The organism is Paenibacillus sp. N22P23, from assembly GCF_059383735.1.
Map to the genome: position 1 here is coordinate 394,329 of NZ_JBXENT010000001.1, position 23,253 is coordinate 417,581.

Annotated in this window: 30 protein-coding genes; 27 read left to right on the forward strand and 3 right to left on the reverse strand. The window is 48.5% G+C overall.

What is annotated here, in order from left to right:
- Positions 1 to 113: 113 nt before the first annotated feature.
- A complete protein-coding gene (serA, locus tag AC506A_RS01930; RefSeq protein WP_495459313.1) occupies positions 114 to 1,706 on the reverse strand; it encodes a phosphoglycerate dehydrogenase in 1,593 nt (530 codons plus the stop codon).
- A 264-nt stretch (positions 1,707 to 1,970) separates the two neighbouring features.
- On the opposite strand from serA, the gene AC506A_RS01935 reads away from it, so the two are divergent.
- Complete coding sequence (locus tag AC506A_RS01935; protein WP_495459314.1) at positions 1,971 to 2,297, forward strand: rhodanese-like domain-containing protein; 327 nt, start codon at positions 1,971 to 1,973, stop codon at positions 2,295 to 2,297.
- Between the two features lie 4 nt (positions 2,298 to 2,301).
- On the opposite strand, the gene AC506A_RS01940 is transcribed toward AC506A_RS01935, so the two are convergent.
- Positions 2,302 to 3,228, reverse strand: coding sequence for a hypothetical protein (locus AC506A_RS01940; RefSeq protein ID WP_495459315.1), 927 nt, complete (start codon positions 3,226 to 3,228; stop codon positions 2,302 to 2,304).
- 164 nt (positions 3,229 to 3,392) lie between these two features.
- Here AC506A_RS01940 and AC506A_RS01945 point away from each other — a divergent pair, with 164 nt between their 5' ends.
- The 3 genes from AC506A_RS01945 to AC506A_RS01955 are packed head-to-tail and all read left to right on the forward strand — an operon-like array spanning position 3,393 to position 5,134.
- Positions 3,393 to 3,986: a CPBP family intramembrane glutamic endopeptidase gene (locus tag AC506A_RS01945; RefSeq protein WP_495459316.1), complete on the forward strand. Its 594-nt coding sequence runs from the start codon at positions 3,393 to 3,395 to the stop codon at positions 3,984 to 3,986.
- On the forward strand, positions 3,983 to 4,219 hold the full coding sequence (locus AC506A_RS01950; protein ID WP_495459317.1) for a hypothetical protein: 237 nt from the start codon (positions 3,983 to 3,985) through the stop codon (positions 4,217 to 4,219). Before AC506A_RS01945 ends, AC506A_RS01950 begins: the two co-directional genes overlap by 4 nt.
- A 45-nt stretch (positions 4,220 to 4,264) precedes the next feature.
- Positions 4,265 to 5,134: a metallophosphoesterase gene (locus AC506A_RS01955; protein ID WP_495459318.1), complete on the forward strand. Its 870-nt coding sequence runs from the start codon at positions 4,265 to 4,267 to the stop codon at positions 5,132 to 5,134.
- Here the strand turns inward: AC506A_RS01955 and AC506A_RS01960 are convergent.
- Complete coding sequence (locus AC506A_RS01960; RefSeq protein ID WP_495459319.1) at positions 5,088 to 6,092, reverse strand: polysaccharide deacetylase family protein; 1,005 nt, start codon at positions 6,090 to 6,092, stop codon at positions 5,088 to 5,090. The genes AC506A_RS01955 and AC506A_RS01960 overlap by 47 nt on opposite strands.
- Before the next feature lie 182 nt (positions 6,093 to 6,274).
- On the opposite strand from AC506A_RS01960, the gene AC506A_RS01965 reads away from it, so the two are divergent.
- The 23 genes from AC506A_RS01965 to AC506A_RS02075 all read left to right on the forward strand — a co-directional run bounded on the left by AC506A_RS01965 (position 6,275) and on the right by AC506A_RS02075 (position 23,041).
- Entirely contained in the window at positions 6,275 to 6,595 is a 321-nt protein-coding gene (locus AC506A_RS01965; RefSeq protein ID WP_495459320.1) for a hypothetical protein, read from the forward strand.
- A 307-nt stretch (positions 6,596 to 6,902) separates the two neighbouring features.
- Complete coding sequence (locus AC506A_RS01970) at positions 6,903 to 7,508, forward strand: genetic competence negative regulator (protein WP_495459321.1); 606 nt, start codon at positions 6,903 to 6,905, stop codon at positions 7,506 to 7,508.
- A gap of 82 nt (positions 7,509 to 7,590) precedes the next feature.
- On the forward strand, positions 7,591 to 8,910 hold the full coding sequence (locus tag AC506A_RS01975) for a Glu/Leu/Phe/Val family dehydrogenase (RefSeq protein WP_495459322.1): 1,320 nt from the start codon (positions 7,591 to 7,593) through the stop codon (positions 8,908 to 8,910).
- A gap of 72 nt (positions 8,911 to 8,982) precedes the next feature.
- A complete protein-coding gene (gene prsW / locus AC506A_RS01980) occupies positions 8,983 to 9,681 on the forward strand; it encodes a glutamic-type intramembrane protease PrsW (RefSeq protein WP_495459323.1) in 699 nt (232 codons plus the stop codon).
- 50 nt (positions 9,682 to 9,731) lie between these two features.
- Positions 9,732 to 9,890, forward strand: a complete 159-nt coding sequence (locus AC506A_RS01985; protein WP_495459324.1) for a hypothetical protein — start codon at positions 9,732 to 9,734, stop codon at positions 9,888 to 9,890.
- 101 nt (positions 9,891 to 9,991) lie between these two features.
- Positions 9,992 to 11,326, forward strand: a complete 1,335-nt coding sequence (ypeB, locus tag AC506A_RS01990) for a germination protein YpeB (RefSeq protein WP_495459325.1) — start codon at positions 9,992 to 9,994, stop codon at positions 11,324 to 11,326.
- 107 nt (positions 11,327 to 11,433) lie between these two features.
- On the forward strand, positions 11,434 to 12,087 hold the full coding sequence (locus AC506A_RS01995; protein WP_495459326.1) for a flagellar brake protein: 654 nt from the start codon (positions 11,434 to 11,436) through the stop codon (positions 12,085 to 12,087).
- Between the two features lie 99 nt (positions 12,088 to 12,186).
- Positions 12,187 to 12,363: a hypothetical protein gene (locus AC506A_RS02000; RefSeq protein WP_495459327.1), complete on the forward strand. Its 177-nt coding sequence runs from the start codon at positions 12,187 to 12,189 to the stop codon at positions 12,361 to 12,363.
- Between the two features lie 139 nt (positions 12,364 to 12,502).
- Positions 12,503 to 13,198 (forward strand): (d)CMP kinase, encoded by a 696-nt coding sequence (gene cmk, locus AC506A_RS02005; RefSeq protein ID WP_495460944.1) that lies wholly within the window; start codon positions 12,503 to 12,505, stop codon positions 13,196 to 13,198.
- 3 nt (positions 13,199 to 13,201) lie between these two features.
- The gene (locus tag AC506A_RS02010; protein WP_495459328.1) at positions 13,202 to 13,780 is read left to right on the forward strand and encodes a lysophospholipid acyltransferase family protein; all 579 of its coding nucleotides are present in this window, start codon (positions 13,202 to 13,204) and stop codon (positions 13,778 to 13,780) included.
- A 108-nt stretch (positions 13,781 to 13,888) separates the two neighbouring features.
- Positions 13,889 to 15,136, forward strand: coding sequence for a 30S ribosomal protein S1 (rpsA, locus tag AC506A_RS02015; protein ID WP_495459329.1), 1,248 nt, complete (start codon positions 13,889 to 13,891; stop codon positions 15,134 to 15,136).
- Between the two features lie 141 nt (positions 15,137 to 15,277).
- On the forward strand, positions 15,278 to 15,907 hold the full coding sequence (locus tag AC506A_RS02020) for a YphA family membrane protein (protein WP_495459330.1): 630 nt from the start codon (positions 15,278 to 15,280) through the stop codon (positions 15,905 to 15,907).
- Between the two features lie 3 nt (positions 15,908 to 15,910).
- Positions 15,911 to 16,849 carry a YIEGIA family protein gene (locus tag AC506A_RS02025; RefSeq protein WP_495459331.1) on the forward strand — a complete coding sequence of 313 codons (939 nt, stop codon included), beginning with the start codon at positions 15,911 to 15,913 and terminating at the stop codon, positions 16,847 to 16,849.
- Complete coding sequence (locus tag AC506A_RS02030; RefSeq protein ID WP_091219041.1) at positions 16,842 to 17,027, forward strand: capping complex subunit for YIEGIA; 186 nt, start codon at positions 16,842 to 16,844, stop codon at positions 17,025 to 17,027. Before AC506A_RS02025 ends, AC506A_RS02030 begins: the two co-directional genes overlap by 8 nt.
- 140 nt (positions 17,028 to 17,167) lie before the next feature.
- A complete protein-coding gene (der, locus tag AC506A_RS02035) occupies positions 17,168 to 18,490 on the forward strand; it encodes a ribosome biogenesis GTPase Der (protein WP_495459332.1) in 1,323 nt (440 codons plus the stop codon).
- A 79-nt stretch (positions 18,491 to 18,569) separates the two neighbouring features.
- Entirely contained in the window at positions 18,570 to 19,169 is a 600-nt protein-coding gene (gene plsY / locus AC506A_RS02040; protein ID WP_495460945.1) for a glycerol-3-phosphate 1-O-acyltransferase PlsY, read from the forward strand.
- Positions 19,170 to 19,181: 12 nt separating this feature from the next.
- Complete coding sequence (locus AC506A_RS02045; protein WP_495459333.1) at positions 19,182 to 20,204, forward strand: NAD(P)H-dependent glycerol-3-phosphate dehydrogenase; 1,023 nt, start codon at positions 19,182 to 19,184, stop codon at positions 20,202 to 20,204.
- A 118-nt stretch (positions 20,205 to 20,322) separates the two neighbouring features.
- Positions 20,323 to 20,604, forward strand: a complete 282-nt coding sequence (locus tag AC506A_RS02050) for a stage VI sporulation protein F (RefSeq protein ID WP_495459334.1) — start codon at positions 20,323 to 20,325, stop codon at positions 20,602 to 20,604.
- Between the two features lie 175 nt (positions 20,605 to 20,779).
- Positions 20,780 to 20,959, forward strand: coding sequence for a DUF2768 family protein (locus AC506A_RS02055; protein ID WP_495459335.1), 180 nt, complete (start codon positions 20,780 to 20,782; stop codon positions 20,957 to 20,959).
- 52 nt (positions 20,960 to 21,011) lie between these two features.
- Complete coding sequence (locus AC506A_RS02060; protein WP_495459336.1) at positions 21,012 to 21,308, forward strand: 2Fe-2S iron-sulfur cluster-binding protein; 297 nt, start codon at positions 21,012 to 21,014, stop codon at positions 21,306 to 21,308.
- Entirely contained in the window at positions 21,308 to 21,904 is a 597-nt protein-coding gene (locus AC506A_RS02065; protein WP_495459337.1) for a hypothetical protein, read from the forward strand. The genes AC506A_RS02060 and AC506A_RS02065 overlap by 1 nt, the downstream gene beginning before the upstream one ends.
- Before the next feature lie 42 nt (positions 21,905 to 21,946).
- Complete coding sequence (locus AC506A_RS02070) at positions 21,947 to 22,294, forward strand: 2Fe-2S iron-sulfur cluster-binding protein (protein WP_091219021.1); 348 nt, start codon at positions 21,947 to 21,949, stop codon at positions 22,292 to 22,294.
- A gap of 15 nt (positions 22,295 to 22,309) precedes the next feature.
- Positions 22,310 to 23,041, forward strand: a complete 732-nt coding sequence (locus AC506A_RS02075) for a YphF family lipoprotein (RefSeq protein ID WP_495459338.1) — start codon at positions 22,310 to 22,312, stop codon at positions 23,039 to 23,041.
- The last annotated feature ends 212 nt before the right edge of the window (positions 23,042 to 23,253 follow it).

The following is a 23,253-nucleotide window of genomic DNA, read 5'->3' on the forward strand; positions in this document are numbered from 1 at the left end:
AAGTCGGTTCTTGTTGAAGGAAGTAGAGAAATCTTGTTTGTCGTGAAACATTTTCATGATGGCTGCTTGCATAAAAAAGCTCCGACCCTCGAAAAGGGTCGGAGCTTCTTGTATTAATAGAGATTAATTTCTTTTGCTTTATTCAGATCAGGCAGTTTGACCAGCTCGGCGATAACGTCCTTGGACACGCCTTTGTCTACAGTCAACACCATGATTGCAGAACCGCCAACAAGCTCGCGACCAACTTGCATCGTTGCGATGTTAACGTTGTTGTTTCCAAGCAGCATGCCGACATTACCGATAATACCCGGTTTGTCGTTATGTGAGATCAAGATGATGTTGCCTTCAGGCGCAACATCTACAGGGAAACGATCGATTTGTACAATTCGTGGTCCATAACCAGTCAACATCGTACCTGTTACAAGGCGAGTTGCTGATTTGGAGCGAAGGGTAACCGTAATGGAATTCGTGAAGTCACGCGCTTCATGCGACTTCTGTACGACGATATTCACATGGCGTTCTTTAGCAAGATGCATGGAATTAACGACATTGACTTGATCCGAACCCAGGTGGTGGGAAAGCACGCCGCGTACAACATAACGCGTCAGCGGCTGTGTATCGACTTCAGCAAGCTCGCCTGCATAGCTAACCGTAATTTCTTCTACGGCACCTTCAGTCAATTGAGCGATAAAGTTGCCCAGCTTCTCGCCAAGGCCGAAGTACGGTTGAAGCTTGTTCAGCACGTTTGCCGGGATCGGAGGCATGTTGACCGCATTCATAAACGGCTTATCCCGAAGGATGTTCAACACTTGCTCCGATACATCAATCGCCACGTTCTCTTGAGCTTCAACTGTCGACGCTCCAAGATGCGGTGTAACGATGATTTTCGGATGCTTCAGGAAAGGATGATCGGCAGCAGGAGGTTCAACTTCAAATACGTCGAATGCTGCACCGGCTACGATTCCTTGATCGATCGCTTCAACGAGCGCGTTCTCGTCGATGATGCCGCCGCGTGCGCAGTTCACGATGCGCATGCCCTTCTTCATCACTTCGAATTGCGCACGAGATATCATGTGACGCGTTTCAGGAGTAAGCGGCGTATGAACCGTCATAAAGTCCGCGTTACGTATGATGTCATCTACGCTGGAGAGACGAATGCCAAGCTTCTCAGCACGTTCTTCTGTGAGGAATGGATCGTATCCCCAAATTTCCATGTCAAACGCTTTCGCGCGTTTGGCAACTTCGCTGCCGATACGGCCCATACCGAGTACGCCAAGCACTTTGCCGCGTAATTCGACACCTAGGAACGACTTGCGATCCCACTCGCCGCCTACAGTCTTCAAGTAGGCTTGTGGAATGAAACGAGCAACCGACATCATCATTGCAAAAGTATGCTCGCAAGTTGTGATGGTGTTGCCGTCTGGTGCATTAATAACGATAATTCCGCGTTGTGTAGCTGCTTCCAAGTCGATGTTGTCCACTCCGACGCCGGCGCGACCGATAACCTTAAGCGATTTACCTGCATCCATAATGCGCGGTGTAACGCGCGTCTGACTGCGTACGAGAAGGGCATCGTATTCGCCGATAATGGCTACGAGCTCGTCCTCGCTTAATCCAGGCTTCTTGTCGACAACGACATCCTCTGCATCCATAAGTTTCTGAATGCCTAGATCGCTGATTGGATCTGAGACCAATACTTTAAACATGGTGGGTTGCCTCCTGAGCGTTTGTATGATGGATGTATAGTAGAAGTGAAAGACCCTCGTTAAGATGCCGCATAGCGCAGCAGCTTAGGCGAGGGTCTGTCACACGATCACACGTCAAAGCTATTGTTGTACCGGATGGACCAACAGAACCAGGCTACATTAATGTTTACTATTTTAATGCAAATGCAACTCAAATTGCAATGATTAAAACTTGCCCAAATGTGAAATTTTCGTTATGATCGACCGTAAAAAGGGGGCATTCTTGTGGAACAATGGAGCAATATCGAACCAGAGCCGTTTAAGGCGCTTGTGCGCGAGGGAAAGCTCTCGTCTGATCAAATCATTGATGTCAGAGAATTGGATGAATGGAACTATTATCATCTAGATAACAGTACGCTAATGCCACTATCGACTTTCCAGGAAAACTCGGAAGCCTTACAAAAGGATCGAACGGTATATGTTATTTGCGCACATGGCGTAAGAAGTGCTGCCGTCTGCCGCTATTTAAGTGAAAGAGGATACGGCAACCTCACCAATGTTATTGGCGGAATGGCTGCCGTATCCTCGTTGGATGGCTTTGAATACGATTAAGGTCTTATTCTTGCTCCGGGAAGAAGAAAGGCAGCTGTGGAAGCAGTTCTTTGGCGTACAGCTCGGCTTTGCTGTCGCTGAAATCGCCTGATCTCACAGCCTCCGTGCTGATCAGCAAATCGACGATGGAATCAACCGTCTTCATCTTCATGCTGCTGGCTTGTCCGGAAACGATAAACTGATCGACCCTTGAGGTCAGATCCTGCGGGTAGAACGAAGCCAGCGTTTTGCGGGAATTCAACATATCCGCCATCAGCTTATTCTTGATGGTCAGCGGCAGCGGCTTCCATTGTTGGATGCTTAGAACCGAAGCCACATCGTAATGGTCCGGAATGTTCGGGTTAACCGAAGCACTCCATTTCAACATTGCATTATAGTAACTTTGCTGACCAGCCATAACGAATTTCACACCTTGTGTGTAATAGGCGTCCTTCATTAAGGCTTTCACTAGATCTGCATTGGTCATATCCTTGGCTGATCCGGCACCGCGCTGCGCGGCTTCACTGAACATACGCAAGCCCTTGAGCAACTGGAGCTGAGCAGATTCGAGAAGCGGCGAGCTCTTCGGCACAGATGCATGTTCAGCCTCTTCATACTTCTGCTCGGCTACGTTCGATAATTCTTTCATAGCGGAACTGATATCCGTCAACTGCTGAGAGGAAAGCTTATGAATGGTCTCGAACCAGTTCGATTGAAATTCACGATAAGGCAGAAATACAGTATGATAGAATGATACGAGATCCTGTTGTTGATAGGCACCGACACTTGCATTCTTGTTACTGCTAAGATGTTTGGCGTTCTCAATTAGTTTCGCTTCGGTTTTGTCAGAGCCTATCTTCACGCCGTAGAAAAAGGCTGCCACGGCGAAAACGAGCATGAATAGGAAGCCTAAGCTAAAGAGCATTTCAGTACGAGTCAGTCGTTTCTCCATGTTAATCTCCTTCATCCGATATTTCGCCAAAATGCTAGTAAATACAAGGTTTAATCTTTAAGTGTTTGTCGAATTCTGGGACTTGATTGGATCGTCCTACTAGTATAGGGGAAAACCTTTGAAAAGGAAATATGAACCTTTCATAGCATAGCAGGGAGTTGGATATGAAAAAATTTGACATACGCAAGTTGAAGATAAAACCGGTGAGCATAGATCAGATTGATGATCGGATGCTCTTGATCAATTTGTATGCCACACAGGCGATTACTTTAGTTATCGGTTTCATATGGTTATTTTTTCAGCATCGAAATCCATTTTTATTATTTGTTTTCCCGGAAGGGCTTCAATTTCTATATTTCGGAGCTGGTTTGGCTGCTGCGGTCATTGCAATTGATTTCCTTTCGGCCAGATTTGTACCTGAAGAAGCGAACGATGACGGCGGTGTAAATAATCGCATTTTCAAAGATCGTGCGATTTGGCATGTTGTTGTGTTGTCCTTCATAGTTTCAATTTGTGAGGAAACGTTGTTCCGAGGCGCGATTCAACACCAGTTCGGCCCCTATTGGACAAGTATTATTTTTGCAACCATTCATGTGCGTTATTTGAAACATTGGATTCCGACAGGGCTTGTATTTGCCATCAGCTATGCGTTAGGCTGGATCTATATCCAAACTGGCACTTTATGGGCGCCGATATTGGCACACTTTCTGATTGACATGATTATGGGCTTCGTAATCCGTTTCCGGAGGGAAGAATGAGCAGAGTTCAGAAATTTGGCAGCAGGAAATCGACTTCGAGGGTCGCTGCGGAGAAACAGGCGGAACTTGCTGCTTCCGAAGCAGCTGCAGGCAGCGAGGTTCCATTGCCGTCCAGAAGGAAATTACATCCTTCTAATAAGCAGCAGAGGGCAGGCTGGTTTTACAAAATCCTAATTTTACTTTTCGTACTCTTATTGGTAGGACTCCTTCTTTGGGGAAAGCAGTTTGAGTAACCGTTTTGGCGACTAAATCCATTGAGAGGGTGGTGCTTCGTTTCCATGACGATTTGGATTTCGGCAGCGGCAGCGGCCATGGTGCTGTTTGCTGCTGTATTAGTGAGGACATCTTATAAATATAAATTGGACCAGCAAACCGTTACGTTGGATCGACTGCCATTGTCTTTCGACGGTACGACCTTGCTGCTTATAACTGATATTCATAGAAGACGTATCTCGGATGAAATGATCGATGGGATTGTGGCCGATGGTGGAGCTGATTTGGTGTTAATTGGCGGTGATCTGAGGGAGCGGAGAGTACCGCTTGCCAGGACTCGACGCAATATTAAGCAGCTTGCACGAATTGCGCCTATCTATATGGTGTACGGCAACCACGATTACGACGAAGATATGAGGCCGCTTGAGGTCATGCTGACAGAAGAGCGGGTACGCTTGCTCATCAATGAAGCTGTTGTACTGGAACAAAGAGACGGCAGCCGCATTCGGCTGGCAGGCGTGGATGATCCCCGCCTGGAGCGTGACCGTCTGGATATGGCCTTAAGCGAGCCGGAAGCGGCCGCCGGCAGTGCTCACTTGTTTACGATCGTACTGGCACATGATCCCATCCTTGTCGACCGAATGAGCGTAGAAGAGAAGCAAGAAGTGGACTTGATTCTGTCCGGCCATACGCACGGCGGTCAAATTGCATTACCGTACATTGGTCCTGTATTGCGCGGACGAGAGGACTCTGATTATTGGCGCGGCTGGTTCGACTTCTCCGCACAACAAACAACCGGAGCCAGCGGACCCCGGTTGTTTGTCAGTTGTGGATATGGTACATCCAGATTGCCCATTCGGTTGATGGCACCGGCACAATATCATCGCATTACTTTGCGGTCTGCGGCTGTTCCTCCAGCCCCAAGTCAATTGTAGCGGGATCAATGAAGCCATAACCTTTGCTCTCGAGCTTCGTAAGTAAGGTATCGAGTGCTTCCGTCGTCCAGGGCAGCTCATGCATGAGGATGTTCACGCCGGGATGAAGTTGCTCAAGTACATTGGCAATAACTTTGTCCGGCTTATCCTTTGTGCTGCTATCCCAGTCGAGCGAACCATTGGACCAAGTCATGTAGAGCATGCCATGATCTCGGACAAGGCCTTTTACGTAGTCATTGCCGTTACCAAAGGGAGGGCGGAAGAACTGCGGCTCTGTGCCGACTACTTCCTTCACGATTTGCTGAACATCCTCGATCTGCTTCTTTACCGAAGCTTGTGATTCTTTTTTTAAGTCAATATGATCCCAAGAATGATTACCGATCGTTTGCCCGCGATCGGCTATTTTTTTGAGCAATTCGGGGTGTTTCTTCACCCGGTATCCGTTCACGAAGAAGATTGCTTTCGCTTTATGTTTGTCGAGCGTTTCGAGCAGAGAGCTGACCATTTTGTCTTCTTTCGGGCCGTCATCGAAGGTCAGCAGAACCATCTTATTGCTCGTAGTCGCTTTGTCGATCGGAACGAAGCTGTATACTTTATTCATTTTATAAAGCTTCTTGACCGGCTGTGGATCAGACGTGGCATTGGGATCAGGCTCTGGTGCGGTCGTGTTCTCCGAAGGAGCTGTTGTATTCGCATCATTGTCATCCGCAGGCTGATTGCCCTGTCCCGGATCGGTTTGTCCACTGGCCGTATCTCCATTGTTGGTTGATGGAGATGTGGAGTTGTTTGCCGGGTCTGGGGCGGGTTCCGTTACTGCCGGCCCGCTGCTTGCAGCATTGCCTGTTGCATCCGTATCTGCGTGGTTAGATTGGTTTCCGTTGTTGCTGCTGCATCCGGATGTAATGAGTAGGGCCATAATAATGACGATGGAGATAAGGTGAGGTTTACGAATCGGCATGCTGTCGTCCTCCTGTGGCCTTCGAGTTGGTTGCTTCAAAAAACAATGCACTTATTGTATCATATTTCGAAAATGAACCGAACTTTACTACTTCCTTAATTTGTGCAGGGATGACCTTCGCTCGCAGAGGCAAACTAAACGCGAGTCGTAAGCAGCATTCAGTGCATAGGAGGATTGCCACAATGAAATTGTCCGGTTTTCTGATTGGAAGTCTTGCCGGTATGGCAGCGGCGGCTTATATAGCGAAGAAGAGGCCCGGCATGTTTGCCTGGGCGAGCAGCGCAGCAGGCACAGCTGTTACCGGGATGTCGAAGAGAGCGATGGGAGCTGTCATCAGTCGCAAATTTAGCGGAGACATGGTGCAGCATGCAGCCCCAAAGCATTCAAACGCTTCCGCAAAAGAGTCCGGCAACGCTTGGGGACAAATTGAGCTTCTGCTTAACAGTGACCCTAGTGTAAAGGAGCAAGTCGATCAAATTAAAGCTGAAGCGAAACCTCACTAATAAGGACATTAAGCTTGTAGAAATTTATAGGTAAATTGTTATAATTTCTACACGTACAAAAAGAATCGTTTTGCCGTTCAATTGCGTATAAACAATTGGCGGCGGAACGATTCTTTTTTTTTGCGTCTGTAGTGCATTCCACCCACAGACATGCTAACATAGCAACATAAACACATTTTATTCACCCAAATAACTGCTGCTTCATACGCTATGTATAACAGATACTATCCGCGTTCAATGTGCTTTCGAAGACGGTTTTTGCTCCGAGAATACGAAGCAGATACTACTCGAGAAGGAGGATCCTATCATGAAAATCGAACGGCTCAATCAAGACAAGATACGAATATTCCTGACGTTCGACGACTTGCTGGAACGGGGGATCCAGAAGGAAGACATGTGGCGCGAAATTCCAAAGGTGCACGAGCTGTTCAGTGAAATGATGGACCAAGCTTACAGCGAGCTCGGCTTTGACGCCAGCGGACCGCTCGCCGTCGAAGTGTTTGCACTTCCTGCCCAAGGTATGGTCGTCATCGTTACACGAGGTAAAGTGAACGGTAAGTCCGAGGATCATATTCAAGAAGAAGACAACGATGAAGACGTTTACGAGATGGAAGTAACGCTCGAGCAAAGTGACATTGTGCTATATGCGTTCCGAGACATCGAGGATGTCATTTCAGTTTGTAAGCAGCTTAAGAGCGCTGAACTGATTGAGGATGGACGTCTTTATGCCTACAACGGCAAATATATGCTGGCCTTTGAGCCAGTCGGCATTGAGCTTCCACGCTATCACGCGATTATTGCGCTGTTGGCAGAGTACGGTGAGGCGACATCAATTACAACCGCGATTCTCGAAGAGTACGGCAAAGTAATTGTCCCTGCCAAAGCCGTCATGGAAATTTGCAATCATTTCTAACACGTACAATCTTAGAAAGCATCAGCTTACGGCACTTTCCGTAGGTCTGGTGCTTTTTGTTTGTTTCAGACTATGTGCGCGAATGGAAGTTTACCGCATAGCCGATTCGGTAACCGCTCATATTACAAAGGAAAAGGTGGTGAACATTCCTTTGAATGGAATGGAGAGTAGCAACGTACTGACATCGACGCAAACCGTGATTGAAGAGGCGCTAAGGAAACTTGGTTACGGTGATGATATGATTGCTTTATTGAAAGAGCCGATGAGGCTTCTGACCGTTCGCATACCGGTTCGGATGGATGACGGCAAGACGCGGGTATTCGTGGGCTACAGGGCCCAGCATAACGATGCTGTAGGGCCGACGAAAGGCGGAGTCCGGTTTCATCCGGATGTAAACGAAATTGAAGTGAAGGCGTTATCCATTTGGATGAGTATTAAGTGCGGCATCGCCGATTTGCCTTATGGCGGTGGCAAGGGCGGTATTATTTGTGATCCGAGAAAGATGTCATTCCGTGAGCTGGAACGTCTTAGCCGCGGGTACGTTCGGGCGATCAGTCAAATTGTCGGACCGACGAAAGATATTCCGGCGCCGGATGTGATGACCAATTCGCAAATTATGGCTTGGATGATGGATGAATACAGCCGCATTCGCGAATTTGACTCGCCTGGTTTTATAACCGGAAAACCGCTTGTACTTGGAGGATCACTTGGCCGCGAAAGTGCTACTGCCAGAGGCGTTGCCATCATGATTGACGAAGCTATGGCGAAGAAAGGAATTGCACTTAAGGGAGCCCGTGTTGTCATTCAAGGCTTCGGAAATGCAGGCAGTTATCTGGCCAAATTCATGTTTGAAGCAGGTGCAAAGGTTGTGGGTATTTCCGATGTCAACGCTGCGTTGTATAATGAACAAGGGCTCGACATTGAAGATTTGATGGACCGCCGTGATTCATTCGGTACCGTAACGAATTTGTTCAAAGATACGATCAGCAATGAGGAACTGCTGGCAATCGATTGTGATGTTCTGGTGCCCGCCGCAATCGAGAACCAAATAACGGCAAACAATGCGAACCAAATTCGTGCTAAAATCATTGTAGAGGCCGCTAATGGTCCAACGACGCTGGAAGCGACGCAGATGATTACAGATCGAGGCATTCTGCTCGTTCCTGATGTCCTTGCCAGTGCAGGCGGCGTTATTGTTTCTTACTTCGAATGGGTGCAGAATAATCAGGGCTATTACTGGTCTGAAGCCGAAGTCGATTCTAAGCTGCGAGATATGATGATCCGCGGCTTTAATAGTGTATATGAACTGCATAAGCTTAAGAAAGTGGATATGAGGCTCGCTGCTTATATGGTGGGCGTCCGCAAAATGGCAGAGGCCGTCCGCCTTAGGGGGTGGGTGTAGCCGATTGCCGATCAAGCGAGCTTTGTCTGCATGGCGCAGGGAAAGCTCGTCTCTCGGAAGGTGACTTCAACGATGCTGCTCTTTTCAATACTGACAGCGGCGGTTGCTCCAGGCATATCGCTGCTGACTTACTTTTATTTAAAGGACCGATATGATGCGGAGCCTATTCATATGGTCATCCGTGTATTCTTGCTCGGTGTATTAATCGTGCTGCCGATCATGGTGATTCAACGGGGCTTACTGCTATGGCTCGGAGACGGTCCGATTCTGTTCTCGTTTACGGTATCCGCAGGCGTTGAAGAACTGTTGAAATGGTTTGTCTTGTATCATATCATTTTCAACCATACGGAATTTGACGAGCCTTACGATGGGATCGTCTACGCAGTAGCGATTTCACTTGGTTTTGCAACGGTGGAGAATGTACTTTATGCTGTTTTCCAGCCTGCGTCGGTTGGTTCCTTGCTTATTCGTGCCTTGCTGCCGGTATCCGGTCATGCATTGTTTGGCGTAACGATGGGCTATTATTTGGGTAAAGCGAAATTCGCGGCTGAATCGAACAAGAAGCGAAATTTCCTCTTGCTTGCCGCATCAGTACCGCTCGTGGAGCACGGTGTTTATGATTATATTATGGGCTCCGGCAGTACCTACTGGGTATGGTTTATCGTACCGCTCATGGGTTATTTGTGGATTAAAGGCGTGCGGAAGATGAATCATGCAAATGCCAGATCGCCGTTTCGTATGCTTGGCCATGAGGAAGAGATTAAGCTTTAGCATTTCCGTCTATAATAGGAAAAAAGCTGCATCTTACTCAGGAGGATACGATGATTACGGCTCGTGTGAAGGTAACCATTCGCTGCAATTTGTGCGGCGAGAAATTCGTCCTGCGCGGACGCAAGGAGAAAGATAAGATCGATACCGGGTTCAAGCAGTGCCTATGCAACAATATCAACGACTTCGACGTCGAAGAGCTGGCATTGTAGGAACAGCCATGTAAGCAAAATCATACCAATATCATGCATAAAGCTCCTTTCTGCAAACCAAACTAACACCAGGTTTTGCATACGAAAGGAGCTTTTGCTATATGTACCGTCGTTTAAGCGCAGTGCTGTTTCCTGTGATGACGCTGTTTTTTATCGGCTCTATCTATTGGGGCTATCAAGAGCATCAAGAGAAAAACTCAATACTGATTAAAGCAGAGAATCAGTACCAACGTGCCTTTCACGATCTGACCTACCATGTAGAGCAGCTCCATCGTGAGCTCGGAAACACGCTTGCCGTGAACAGCACGTCCCAAGGCTTTCACCGAAAGGGTCTCGTTAACGTATGGCGGCTGACCAGCGAAGCGCAGAACGAAATTAATCAACTGCCGTTAACGCTGCTCCCATTCAACAAGACAGAAGAATTTTTGTCGAAAATCGCGAATTTCTCGTACAAAACCTCCGTTCGTGACTTAACGAAGCAGCCGCTGAGCCCGGATGAATATAAGACGTTAAAAACGTTATATTCCGATTCGGAGTATATCTCCAAGTCACTCTTTGGCGTTCAGGATAAAGTCATCGCGAACAATTTGCGCTGGATGGACGTTGAGATTGCGATCGCTTCAGAGAAGTCGACGCTCGATAATACCATTATTGACGGCTTCAAAACCGTCGACAAGAAAGTCGGCGAATACCCGGAGATCAACTGGGGTCCTTCGGTAGCAAGTATGTATCAGAAGCGTTCGATTAAGATGCTCGGAGGCAAAATGGCGACGCCGGAAGACGTTAAGAAGCTGGCGGCGAAGTTCCTTAAGCTGGACAACCCCAATGATATCAAGGTGGTCGAGAATGGAAAAGGGACCGAGTACATGTCTTACTCAGCCACCTATAAAGGGAATAAAGGAGATAATCCGATCGAGCTGGATTACTCGCAGAAAGGCGCTCAATTGATCTGGTTTGAGAATCCGCGCGATATCGGCAAGCCGATTATCAGTGTGGGCGATGCAAGGAAGAAGGCAGATGAATTCTTGTCCCGCCATGACTATCCGAAGATGAAGGCAATCACGTATGACCAAGACGACTCGATGGCTGTATTTACTTTCGTAGCCAATCAGAACGGGGTGTTGATTTACCCGGATAAGCTGACGGTCAAGATTGCACTTGATAATGGAGATGCGGTTGCACTACAGGCTTCTGACTTTGTGTATGAGCATCACAAACGCAATTTACCGAAGCCAAAGCTGATGAGTGCGGATGCGAGAGCAGCGCTTAACCCGGACTTCAAGGTGCAGAGGGAACAGATGGCGCTCATCGATAATGACATGGGCGATGAAGTGCTATGTTATGAATTCGTAGGCAAAATCAATGGCGGCGTTTATAAAATATATATAAACGCGGACAGCGGTTTAGAGGAATCCATCGAGCAATTACCTGAATAAACAAGGGAAGGCGTGCATGTTATGCACGTCTTTTCCTGTTATCCCACCTCTCCCCAAATTTCGACATGCTGTGGTATAATCGAACCATTAGGGGAGGGGAAGCTAGTATGCTGCCAAAAGTTAATCATTTTCTATATTTGCATGTAGCTTCGTCCGATGAAGAAGAGGCCGCGATCGAGTATAAATCCAGAATTGCGGACAGTAATAACGACGAGTTGCTTATTGATATACCGCTTGTTGAAGGCACGGGGAAATATAAAAGGCTGTTTCTAGGGGACGAGCTCTCTGCGTATTTCGTATCCGAAGACGGTGTGAAGAACTATTTCAATACCCATGTACTGGGTTTTAAAGAAGACGGCGTGAAATTAATCCGTATTCGCAAGCCTGAGCCTGAAGCGATTACGAAAGTACAGCGACGTAATTTTCTGCGTGTTGCCGCGGAGCTGGAAATAGCTATTCAATTGGGTACTAATATTAGATTTATCGGGATGACAGATGATGTCGGCGGTGGCGGGATCTCGTTCCTCGTCGATGGCAAATGGCCGATGAAGCAGGGCACTAATTTGGAATGCTGGCTTCTGCTGGCCTATCGGAACGGCTCGGTCGATCATTCTCATTTCAAAGCAGAGGTAGTTCGCGTAAAGCCGCTTGAGTCAGGGCGCAATCAAGTCATGGCGAAGTTTTCGAGCATTCTCGACAGCGAACGCCAGCGTATAATTCGGTATTGTTTTGAACGCCAGCTGGATTTCCGCAAAAGGTAGAAAAGCAGCATTTAATCTTGTTGCATAGCTGGGTGCATAAGGAATGACAACGTGGAAAAACTACCCTTATCCGAGTAATGCCGGAACAGGGGGACAACCATGGCAAAGAAATCACAGCGCAACTATTTGTCCATCTCGGACGAGGTCACACGTGTGCTGATCATTATCTTTCTGCTGCTGCTTGCTGCAGTCTTAATAAGCCAATTAGCGCTGCAAATTCCGGCAGTTCGGCTATGGGTAACAGGCGTAGATCGCCTTGAAGGAACCCCCTTCTAGTAGGTCTTTCGTTCTTTGCACTTCATGGGCTGCTGTGGTATAATTCTCACTATCGCAGGCAGAGCCTGCTTTTTTAATGGCGATAAGAGCAACATAGCAGCCGCTTACGACTTTCAAGGAGGGTTTACACCGCTTGGACATGGATGGGGGAAACAACGGCGGCCGCATTAACGTAGCAATCGACGGTCCTGCAGGAGCTGGCAAAAGCACTGTCGCTCGAAGAGTCGCTGAACAGTTAGGGTACATATACATTGATACAGGGGCGATGTATCGAGCGGTCGCACTCGCTGCGAATCGTGCAGGTGTTTTGCCGAGTGATGCGGACAGGCTGGCGGAGCTCGTGAAAACAGTGGATATTACACTGGAACCGGGAGCCGAAGGTCAGATTGTGCGGCTCGGCGGTGAGAACATCACAACCGACATACGTTCAAGAGAAGTAACGCTTAAGGTTTCCGAGATCGCTTCGCATGAAGCCGTTCGGTTGCGTCTTGTTGAGATGCAGCGGAAACTGGCAGCAGCGAAAGGTGTCGTTATGGATGGCCGCGATATCGGTACGCATGTACTGCCTGGGGCCGAAGTAAAGGTATTTCTAGTCGCAAGCGTTCAAGTTCGCGCGCTGCGCCGATACCAGGAGCTATCTGAGAGTGAGCTTGTGCCGCTTGAGCAATTGGAGCAAGAAATTGCTGATCGCGACCGAAGCGACGAGAGCAGAGAGTTTTCTCCGCTTATTCGTGCGAAGGATGCAGAAGTTCTTGACAGCACAGAACTGACGATTGACCAAGTCGTCGCACATATTCTAGACTTATGCCGAACCAAAACGGCGGAGGCGAAGTAAACTATGGTATATAACATTTGCCGAAGCTTACTGCGAATCATCTATGCCGTACTATTCCGGTTCGAAGCAACCGGATTAGAGAACATTCCGGCCACAGGTCCTGTCGTGCTTTGCTGTAATCATATCAGCTTGCTTGATCCTACAACGGTAGGCACGAAAGTAAACCGCAAAGTTCATTACATGGCAAAGGCGGAATTGTTTGAGGTACCTCTACTTGGGCCGTTTATTCGGACGCTTGGCGCATTCCCGGTGAAACGGGGAGGAGTCAGCAAGGATGCTATTCGCAATGCCATCAACTTGCTTAAAGAAGGCAATGTGATGGGGATTTTTCCTGAGGGCACTCGAAATGCAGGCGATAACAGCGCAGGTAAGAAAGGTGCTGCCATGATTGCGCTTCGAAGCGGAGCCGTAGTCATTCCGGTCGCTATTATCGGCAAGTACCAAATATTCCGTAAGATGCGCATTAAGTATGGCAAGCCCATTGATATGACGGCCTTTATTCAGGATTCATCTTCCGATGTGCTCGAACAAGTAACAGAAACCATTATGGCGAATATTCGTTTGATGGCGAAGCAAGGGTAATTATTTTTGTTTTTTCACATGTTTTAGACGGTGGGCCTGCGAGAGTGTTTCATTCTGAGGCTGCACGTTTAAATAAAGTTGGGGTATGATCTGAGGAGGTAATTTTAAATGTCAGAAGAAACAAAAGTGCAAGAAACCGCTGCTGCGGAAGTAAGTCAAGATGCGATGGACAATTTCGTGTCCTTGAAAAAAGGGGACACTGTGAATGGTACGATCGTCAAAATTGAAGATAACCAAGTGTTCGTAAGCCTTGGATATAAATATGACGGCGTTATTCCCCTTCGTGAGCTTTCATCGGTTCAACTTGAAAGTGCGCAAAACGCAGTTCAAGTCGGCCAAGAAGTACAACTGAAAGTCGTCAGCATTGACGATGAGAAAGAAAAACTTGTGCTCTCCAAGAAAGTGGTTGACGGCGAGAAAGCATGGGATGGTCTTCAAGCTCGCTTTGATTCCGGCGAAGTATTTGAAGTTACCGTTGCAGACGTCGTTAAAGGCGGCCTAGTCGCTGATGTTGGCGTTCGCGGCTTCATTCCTGCTTCCATGGTAGAGCGTCATTTCGTTGAAGATTTCAGCGATTATAAAGGTCGTACGCTTAAAGTGAAAGTGAAAGAAATCGATCGCGAGAACAACAAAGTGATCCTGTCTGCGAAAGAAGTACTGGACGCTGAGTTCGAGCAAAACAAACAAGCGGTTATCGGCGGCTTGCAAGTTGGTCAAGAGCTTGAAGGTACTGTTCAACGTTTGACTCCATTTGGTGCATTCGTTGATATCGGCGGCATCGATGGCTTGGTGCACGTATCCGAGCTTTCCTGGCAGCATGTAGCTCATCCGAAGGATGTCGTTACAGAAGGCCAATCCGTTCGTGTTAAAGTACTTAAAGTGGATCCTGCTGCGGGCAAGATCAGCCTGAGCATCAAAGCTGCTCAACCAGGTCCATGGGAATCGACAAACGGTCAATTCAATGTTGGTGACATCGTGACAGGTACGGTTCGTCGTATCGTGAGTTTCGGTGTATTCGTTGAAATCGCACCGGGCGTTGAAGGTCTTGTACACATTTCGCAGCTTGCACACCGTCACGTAGCAACTCCGAATGAAGTTGTGAAAGAAGGCCAAGAAGTGAAAGCGAAAATTCTTGACTTCAACCCAGCTGAGAAACGCGTTTCCCTCAGCATCAAAGAAACCGAAGAAGCTCCAGAGCAAGCGCCTGATCAAAAGAGAGAGCGCAGCGACCGTGGTGAGCGTGCACCTCGCGCACCTAAAGTCGAGCTTAACAATCCAAATGTCAGCCTAAGCAACGAAAGCATGAGCTTCACGCTGGCTGAACGTTTCGGCGACAAGCTGAGCAAATTGAAATAATCGTAATTACGATGGTAGAAGAGCCTGTTACTTTGCACATTTGTGCAGGGTAACAGGCTTTTTTCGTTGCCTAAAAATAGGTCTGCCTGGATTAGGTTCACACTCCTAAGCGCATAATATAGGCCATAAGAGGTGAAGGTTGTGAATGATGGGTTTATTGCGTTCTGGCTGTTGTCGATGGCATTCATTCTCTACGCGACAGGCTGGAAAGAGCAAGTAGCGGAAGGGATGCCAGCCCGGGTACTTGGTTTATTTATTTTGGGAGCCTTATTGCTTCATGTCGCTGAACTCACTATAGGGGATAGCGTTGTAATCACCGGCAGTGGTGCCCTCGCTATAGCTGTGGCGTTTCTTCTTTTGTTTAAGATCCGTCATTTTGGAAGTATGCTGTTCGTCTTCTTCTCTGCGCTGCTTACCGGATTTATGTGGATGTGGGTGCGCTACATTTATGGTATGGATCCTGTGTTTGTTGCCCTGAATCCGGCATGGGATGGTCCGCTGCTTGCAGGTTTTTTTGCCGGCCTGCTGGCAGATCGGTTCCGCAGTCAATTTGTTATTGCTGTAGTTGCCGCTGTTATCTCCCAGCTCGATCTGCTGATTAGCCCGCTCGTCATGACGAAGCTGCTGTTGATCGGCTCCCCCGCGTGGTGGGACGGCTTAGTCATTGCACTTACTGCTGCTCGAGTAACCGGCAATGTGAAGAGTTGGTTGAAACAGAAGGCCGTCCGTTTTGTTGAAGGTCGATCAGGCGAGAGAGGGGGGAATGTATAGTTTATGTGGGAGCAACTATGGACACAGCTGAAAGCAGGAGAACCACATCATGTGCTGTATGGGATTATGCTTGGCGTCGTGTTTGGAGTAACCGCAAGATTATTAATGCTGCGGACGGACTATCGGCAGTACCCGACCTATCCACACGGCAGAATCATTCACATCTCGCTTGGCGTCATTGCGGCTGCATTAGGCGCAGTTGCGGTTCCAGCGCTATACAAGAAGGATTTCACAGCGATAACATTTCTGACGCTGGCTGCGCAGCAATTTCGTGATGTTCGCAAGATGGAACGGGAGACGTTGGACAAAATCGACAGTATGGAGCTTGTCCCTCGCGGTACGACATATATAGAAGGTATAGCGATGGTCTTTGAGGGCCGCAATTACCTCGTTATTTTTTCAGCCTTATTGACCAGTCTTGCTTCATTGGCACTGGGACTGCCGTTTGGCTTAGGTATGGGGCTTCTGTCGCTGCTGTTTGTCTATGCTCTGAAATCCGGCAAAGCCGTATCCCATATTGCCAAAGCCGAAATTGCTGAGGTCAAAGTAGATGGTCCCGATTTATTCGTCGGTGACATCTATATTATGAACGTGGGACTGACGTCCAACCAGCAGCTGATTGCCGAACGCGGACTGGGCATTATTTTGACACCTTACAACCCTAATGGGAAAGCGACGTTGAGTAATTTAGGACAAAGACAGGCGATCTTGTTTGATTTATCCACCATTCTTGGCGTGTACCGTGACGACGGCGAACCGGCGCTCGTACCTATGGCGAAGCTCGATATGAAAGACGGGAGGCTGGCGATATTTCTGATTCCTCAGGAGAAAGATGCGACGAAGGCGAAGATTATCGTGGAGAAGGTACCGATTCTGGAATCAGCGGTGCGTATGCCGACAGAAGCGAGTGTGAACAAGAAGAAGGGAGAACAGCATGGCTAAAATTGTGGCAATCGTGACGATGCAGCATGAGCAGGTAGGAGGAGGTGCCCCGATCTTCGTGGAACCTGACATCGCGAAACGAGAATCGACCGCTTTTCTACTCGAAAAGATATTGGATGCGAGTGTGCACGATTTGAAGAACGGTTGTTTCATATTGGTAGATCATCACCGAGAATGAAATGTTAGCCAATCCCGTTGTTTTTTGCTATGATGGTAGGCGTGAGTATTTGAGTATGCCCCTCTATTACTTGTCCTGCACGTTTGAGTGTTACCATTTTAGTCGGCGCAAAGCCGGTTCATTATTGAGGAGTGAAAGATGTGTCTAAACCCATTATTGCCATAGTAGGTCGGCCTAATGTGGGGAAGTCTACGATATTTAACCGCGTAATTGGCGATCGGTTAGCCATTGTAGAAGACAAGCCTGGTGTAACCCGAGACCGTTTGTACGGTTCGGGAGAATGGAATGGTCGTGCTTTCAGTATCGTAGATACTGGCGGTATCGAAATTGACGGTGAAGATGAAATCATGAAGTCTGTCCGCATGCAAGCGGAACTGGCAATTGAAGAAGCTGACGTCATCATTTTCATGGTAGATGCCAAAACCGGGCTGACCCATGCCGACGACGAGGTTGCACAAATGCTGCTTCGTTCACGCAAACCGATTGTGGTTGCGGTTAATAAAGTCGATAACTTAAATCGGCGCGATGATATTTATGAATTTTATAACCTTGGCTTCGGAGATCCGATTGGGATCTCGGGCTCGCACGGAATGGGAATCGGCGATCTGCTGGATGCAGCGGTCGAGAAGCTTCCTGAAATTGTAGAAGAGCATTATGATGATGACGTTATTCGGGTTGCATTAATTGGACGGCCGAATGTGGGCAAGTCTTCGCTTGTTAATGCACTGCTTGGCGAAGAACGCGTCATTGTAAGCGATGTTGCAGGCACGACTCGTGACGCAATCGATACGCCGTTTGAGCGTGATGGGCAGAAGTACGTGCTGATCGACACTGCGGGTATGCGCAAACGCGGCAAAGTGTACGAGTCGACGGAGAAATACAGCGTTATGCGTGCGCTTAAAGCGATTGAACGCGCAGATGTTGTACTTGTGCTGATCAATGGTGAAGAAGGGATCATTGAACAGGATAAACATATCGCAGGTTACGCGCATGAAGCGGGTAAAGCTTCGATCTTTGTCGTGAATAAGTGGGATGCTGTCGAGAAAGATGATAAGACGATGCAGCGTTTCGAGAAAGATATCCGCGATCACTTCCTGTTTATGACGTATGCGCCGGTCATCTTCTTATCCGCACTTACCAAGCAACGGCTCCATAAGCTGCTGCCGGTTGTCTGTCACGTATCGGAGCAGCATGCGCTTCGCATTCAAACTCATTTGCTTAACGATGTGGTGTCAGATGCAATCGCGATCAATCCGCCGCCAACCGACAAGGGCAGACGTCTTCGCATTAATTACGTGACGCAGGTTGCGGTAAAACCGCCGACGATCGTACTGTTTGCGAACGATCCGGACATGATGCACTTCTCGTATGAGCGTTACCTTGAGAACAAAATCAGGGCAGCCTTCCAGTTCGAAGGCACGCCTGTACGCATTTTCACCAGAAAGAAATCCGACGAAGATTAAGACTAATTGTTGCTGCTCGATTCTGGTGTCTCTGTTTATCGGGGCACCAGTTTCCTTATCTGAAGAAAGAGGCGAAATTATCGTGTTCACCATACTTGCGGTACTCATCAGTTATTTGCTAGGTTCGCTTTCATTTAGTATTTTGATTGCCAAATGGGTCAAAGGCATTGATATCCGCAATTTCGGCAGCGGTAACGCCGGAGCAACCAATACGCTCCGTGTGCTCGGCAAAGGCCCGGGAATCAGCGTATTTCTGCTGGATATTGCCAAAGGAGTCGTTGCGGTGCTGCTTGGCTTATATATGGCTGGCGGCGATTGGGGCCCTGTTCTGTGCGGTTTGGCGGCGATTGCCGGTCATAACTGGCCGGTATGGTTTGGCTTTAAAGGCGGGAAAGGTATTGCGACGACGGTTGGTGTAATGGCGACGCTTGCGATCGTTCCGGCATTGATTGCAGGGGCTGTGGCGATTCTTTCGATCGCCATTACGCGTTTCGTTTCACTTGGATCGCTTATTTTTGCTGTGCTGATGCCAATCTTCGTATGGAATTTTGGCGATAAGCCATTCTCCTATGTTTGGGCTAGTCTGATCGTCTGTGTGCTTGCCTTCGTTCGTCATCGTACGAACATTGTGAAGCTGCTGCAGGGGAAAGAGAATAAGCTTGGAGCCAGAAAAGGGTAAGGAGGCGCGTACATGACGAAACGAAAAGCGGCGGTGCTCGTAGGGGGCAGCTGGGGTACTGCACTCGCGGCGGTACTGGCTGACAATAATTACGAGGTTGCCTTGTGGGCTCGCAACGAAACGCAGGTCGATGAAATCAATACGCATCATACCAATAGTCGTTTCTTGAAAGATGCGGTATTGCCGCATCACATATCGGCTACAACCGATATGGAGTCAGCCGTTCGGGATGCGGAAATTGTATTGTTCGTAGCGCCTTCCTCTGCGATGCGCGATGTAGCTAAACTGGCTGCGCCTTTTATTTCTGAGGATGCCATTTGCATCCATGCGACGAAAGGTTTTGAGTCGGTTACCTACAAACGGATGACCACTGTGCTTCTGGAGGAATTGCCGATCACGGCGGATCGCCTAGTTGTATTGTCAGGCCCGAGCCATGCCGAGGAGGTTGTCCGCAAATTGCCGACAACGGTCGTCGTTGCCTCAGCCAGTGTAGACGCGGCAGAGAAAGTGCAGGATGCATTCATTACGCCTTACTTCCGTGTATACACCAATAAAGATGTGATCGGCGTCGAAGTAGCGGGAGCCATCAAGAATATTATTGCGCTTGGAGCGGGACTCACAGACGGACTGGGCTTCGGCGATAATGCCAAGGCAGCGCTCCTTACGCGCGGATTGGCTGAAATCAGCCGGCTCGGCAACGCGATGGGCGCTAATCCCCTTACGTTCGCCGGACTAGCAGGCGTAGGTGATCTGGTCGTGACCTGTACGAGTAAGCACAGCCGTAACTGGCGCGCAGGCGCTATGCTGGCGGAAGGCCTGTCCTTAGACGAGGTGTTAAGCCGCATGGGCATGGTAGTCGAAGGTGTACGTACAACGAGTGCCGCTCGTGAACTAGCTCACGAGTATGGCGTGGAAATGCCCATTACGGAGCAGCTCTTTGCTGTGCTGTTCCAGAACAAAACGCCGCGCAGTGCCGTTGAATCGCTGATGGGCAGAGGTCGTACGCACGAGACAGAAGACCTGGCGGGCGAATAGTATGGAAGTTGTTTAGCCTACACCAATCCCGTCCTTCCTTCATATGATGCTAGCAGCAGCCTTCGGGGTTGCTCGGAAGCGAGTTTTTACGATGTAAAAACTTGGAGGAGGGAAACTTTTGAGCGGGAAGAAAGATATCTCTAAAGATGTTCTGAGCGCTGTCAATAAAAAGACGGGCAAGCCGGTTACCGAGAATGCGGTCAAAAAGCTAGCCAGCGGTGTTACTCAAGAGACGATGCAAAGCGAAGAAGAGCTGCGCAAGCTGATCCAATCCGTCTCCGCCATGGCGAAGGTGCCCGTATCGGAAAAAACGATCAATGACATCGTTGGAGCCGTCAAGAAGAGCGGCATGAATATCAATAGCATGGAAATGCTGATGAAGCTGATGCTCAAGAAGTAATCATGAGGACTTAAGCAAAAAGCGCCCGGCATTGCAAATACGCCGGTTTTAGCTTTCGCTGAAGTCCTTTTCTTTTTGTACCAATTTCGGATAATCGCGGCAATAGTAGCTGTTCAAACACGACAAGTGGTATAATAGAACGAATAATTGGTGCACAAGGTGGTTTGAGATCATAATGGATCCAATGATGAAGATGTGGGTTTCATTCGTAGGTATCGGATTAATGGCGATAGCAGCTGTATTAATATCGCTGGCAAGATTCAAAACAAAAGGGCTGCTTCGGCTGCTGCTTTCTATGACAGCCTTTCTATTTCTGGTTATCGGCGGTTTCCTCGGCCTGATCTCCATTTCATAACACACAACTATTAGACGAACTCGGACATGGAGTGGAAAAGGAGTAACGAAAGATGCTGGAATTGAAGGGACGTACGAAAAGTACGACAGTTTATCCTTTACAAGGGATGTCGCTGCTCGATATGGCAATGAAGCATGATATCGATTGGGCTTTCTCTTGTTCGAGGGGGACATGCGCAAGATGCCGCTGCCTTGTTGAAGAAGGCGCAGAGTTTCTCGAGGAGGTCACGGACCAAGAATGGGACAGACTTGAGCCAAGTGAGCTGGAGGAAGGTTATCGCCTCGGGTGTCAAGCGATCATCAAGAAGAATGCGGGCACGATCAAAGCTGTGAACCGGCCATATTTCTGATGAAAAGACGTGAGCGCATGCAGGCTGCTGAGCCGTTCTACCGTGCACTTGAAGTCATTGCAAGGGAAGCCGCTCCAACTGGAGCTAAATGGCTGATCGGCGGCAGTGCAGGGCTGCTGCTGCGAGGGCTGGAGCTAACTGATCCGCCCAGGGACCTGGATCTATACGCAGACGATGAGGCTGCGACCGCGCTTCATAAGGCGCTGCTGCCATACGCTGTTGATGAGCAGCACGAAAGTGTGAGTCCGATTTATCGATCGGTGCTCAGCCATTACCTGATTGAAGGCATTCAGGTTGAGCTAGTCGGCGGATTTATCGTATCTGCCGGTCGGGATCGTTATGCAGTCGAAGTGGAAGAGGTACTCTCAACACTGCAAACACCCATTACCATTGGTGAATATAAGCTGGGCATCGTCCCGCTCGCGCACGAGCTGTGGTTTAATGTTCTGCGAGAACGAGAGGACCGCACCGGGCTCATCGTTTCAGAAATACACCAAGAGCCTGCTTTGCACATGGAGGCTGCCAGCGTGATTGCCTCCAGAAATCAGTTTACAGAGAAGACGAAACAATATGTACAGCAACTGCTCGGTGAATAGATAGCACGATGAATATAGGAAGCAGGAAGCGAGGGATTCGCCATGAATGTTCAAGTTACATTCCTCCCTTCCGGACGCAGTGTAACGGTGCGTGCCGGGACAACGGTCCTGGATGCTGCCAGACGTGCCGGAGTACCCATTCGAACACGGTGTGACGGGAAAGCTGCATGTCTCATGTGTAAAGTAACAGCGCAGAACAGCTCCTCAGGACTGTCTCCGCTAAATGACAATGAGCGTTATAAGCTCGCAGGTCTAGACCGCTCGGGGACAAGGCTCGCTTGTCAGGCGCGAGTATTTGGCCGTGCCGTAGTCGAAGTTCCGGAAGATCCGTTTCGCGCAGCAGTCAGAAGACAAATGATGCGCCAAGCGGAAGATGATGAATTGTGGTAGGGGGACGTTAGTGTCATGAAAGGCTTGAGAAAAGCGGCTGCAGCTATGGTGCTTGCACTTATGGCTGCTTTGCTGTCTGGCTGTCTGTATCCGAAGGACCAATTAGGTCAATTTCAGAAGCCGCCAAAAGATGCGATTCTAAATGTACAAACGGTTGTTGACCAGTTTCAGAAAGATACGGGCTTGCTTCCGATTCAGAACAGCACCGAATCGACGCCGGTATACGAGAAATTCAAAGTGGATTTTGACAAGTTGAAGAGAATGAATTACGTCTCAAGTATCCCGGAGACTGCGTATGAGCAGGGCGGAAGTTACTATTATCTCATCATTAACGAGGATACAGATCCTACTATCAAGCTTATGAATCTCGTGCTCTATCAACAAATGAATGATGTACAAGCGGCCGTTAAAGGGTATGCGGATTCAAACAACGGTAAACTTCCTGAAGGTGCTGAACGCTATCCGGACTTTAAAGCAATCGATTTCGATGCGCTGGATCTAAAGGAGCCGGTACTTCAAAGTATGTTCACGGGGGGCATTTTGACCCCAATGATGGACCCAAAAGGAAATGTTTATATTGACTACGGCGCAGACATTATGCAGGTCGTATCGAAGCTGGATAGCGGCAATAAGCCGGATGAACACTCGGATTTGCGAGCGCTCCTTGTAGATTCTTCAGACTTTGTACCTGTCAAATCTCCTGTATATCGTTTAGTGAATGGAGAACCGCAGGCTGTTCTCAAATAACCGCAATCAACTTGCTCCACCAAAGCTCCTGTCCGTCACACGACAGGAGTTTTTTTGTTGTTCAGGCATAGGTTTCGTCTTTCTCTCATATATCTCAATCTTGGAAGGCCGGGAGCGGAGAAGCTCATCGAAATCGAAAGATTTCATGTTTCAGTCGTCATAATCGGGCCATGGACGCAATAAGCTATTACTAGTCCAAAATCATGTACGAG

Coding starts and splice junctions, on each gene's coding strand:
- serA (WP_495459313.1), bottom strand. CDS start 1,706: ATGTTTAAAGTATTGGTCTCAGATCCAATCAGCGATCTAGGCATTCAG.
- AC506A_RS01940 (WP_495459315.1), bottom strand. CDS start 3,228: ATGGAGAAACGACTGACTCGTACTGAAATGCTCTTTAGCTTAGGCTTC.
- AC506A_RS01945 (WP_495459316.1), top strand. CDS start 3,393: ATGAAAAAATTTGACATACGCAAGTTGAAGATAAAACCGGTGAGCATA.
- AC506A_RS01950 (WP_495459317.1), top strand. CDS start 3,983: ATGAGCAGAGTTCAGAAATTTGGCAGCAGGAAATCGACTTCGAGGGTC.
- AC506A_RS01955 (WP_495459318.1), top strand. CDS start 4,265: ATGACGATTTGGATTTCGGCAGCGGCAGCGGCCATGGTGCTGTTTGCT.
- AC506A_RS01960 (WP_495459319.1), bottom strand. CDS start 6,092: ATGCCGATTCGTAAACCTCACCTTATCTCCATCGTCATTATTATGGCC.
- AC506A_RS01965 (WP_495459320.1), top strand. CDS start 6,275: ATGAAATTGTCCGGTTTTCTGATTGGAAGTCTTGCCGGTATGGCAGCG.
- AC506A_RS01970 (WP_495459321.1), top strand. CDS start 6,903: ATGAAAATCGAACGGCTCAATCAAGACAAGATACGAATATTCCTGACG.
- AC506A_RS01975 (WP_495459322.1), top strand. CDS start 7,591: ATGGAAGTTTACCGCATAGCCGATTCGGTAACCGCTCATATTACAAAG.
- prsW (WP_495459323.1), top strand. CDS start 8,983: ATGCTGCTCTTTTCAATACTGACAGCGGCGGTTGCTCCAGGCATATCG.
- AC506A_RS01985 (WP_495459324.1), top strand. CDS start 9,732: ATGATTACGGCTCGTGTGAAGGTAACCATTCGCTGCAATTTGTGCGGC.
- ypeB (WP_495459325.1), top strand. CDS start 9,992: ATGTACCGTCGTTTAAGCGCAGTGCTGTTTCCTGTGATGACGCTGTTT.
- AC506A_RS01995 (WP_495459326.1), top strand. CDS start 11,434: ATGCTGCCAAAAGTTAATCATTTTCTATATTTGCATGTAGCTTCGTCC.
- AC506A_RS02000 (WP_495459327.1), top strand. CDS start 12,187: ATGGCAAAGAAATCACAGCGCAACTATTTGTCCATCTCGGACGAGGTC.
- cmk (WP_495460944.1), top strand. CDS start 12,503: ATGGATGGGGGAAACAACGGCGGCCGCATTAACGTAGCAATCGACGGT.
- AC506A_RS02010 (WP_495459328.1), top strand. CDS start 13,202: ATGGTATATAACATTTGCCGAAGCTTACTGCGAATCATCTATGCCGTA.
- rpsA (WP_495459329.1), top strand. CDS start 13,889: ATGTCAGAAGAAACAAAAGTGCAAGAAACCGCTGCTGCGGAAGTAAGT.
- AC506A_RS02025 (WP_495459331.1), top strand. CDS start 15,911: ATGTGGGAGCAACTATGGACACAGCTGAAAGCAGGAGAACCACATCAT.
- AC506A_RS02030 (WP_091219041.1), top strand. CDS start 16,842: ATGGCTAAAATTGTGGCAATCGTGACGATGCAGCATGAGCAGGTAGGA.
- AC506A_RS02045 (WP_495459333.1), top strand. CDS start 19,182: ATGACGAAACGAAAAGCGGCGGTGCTCGTAGGGGGCAGCTGGGGTACT.
- AC506A_RS02055 (WP_495459335.1), top strand. CDS start 20,780: ATGGATCCAATGATGAAGATGTGGGTTTCATTCGTAGGTATCGGATTA.
- AC506A_RS02060 (WP_495459336.1), top strand. CDS start 21,012: ATGCTGGAATTGAAGGGACGTACGAAAAGTACGACAGTTTATCCTTTA.
- AC506A_RS02065 (WP_495459337.1), top strand. CDS start 21,308: ATGAAAAGACGTGAGCGCATGCAGGCTGCTGAGCCGTTCTACCGTGCA.
- AC506A_RS02070 (WP_091219021.1), top strand. CDS start 21,947: ATGAATGTTCAAGTTACATTCCTCCCTTCCGGACGCAGTGTAACGGTG.
- AC506A_RS02075 (WP_495459338.1), top strand. CDS start 22,310: ATGAAAGGCTTGAGAAAAGCGGCTGCAGCTATGGTGCTTGCACTTATG.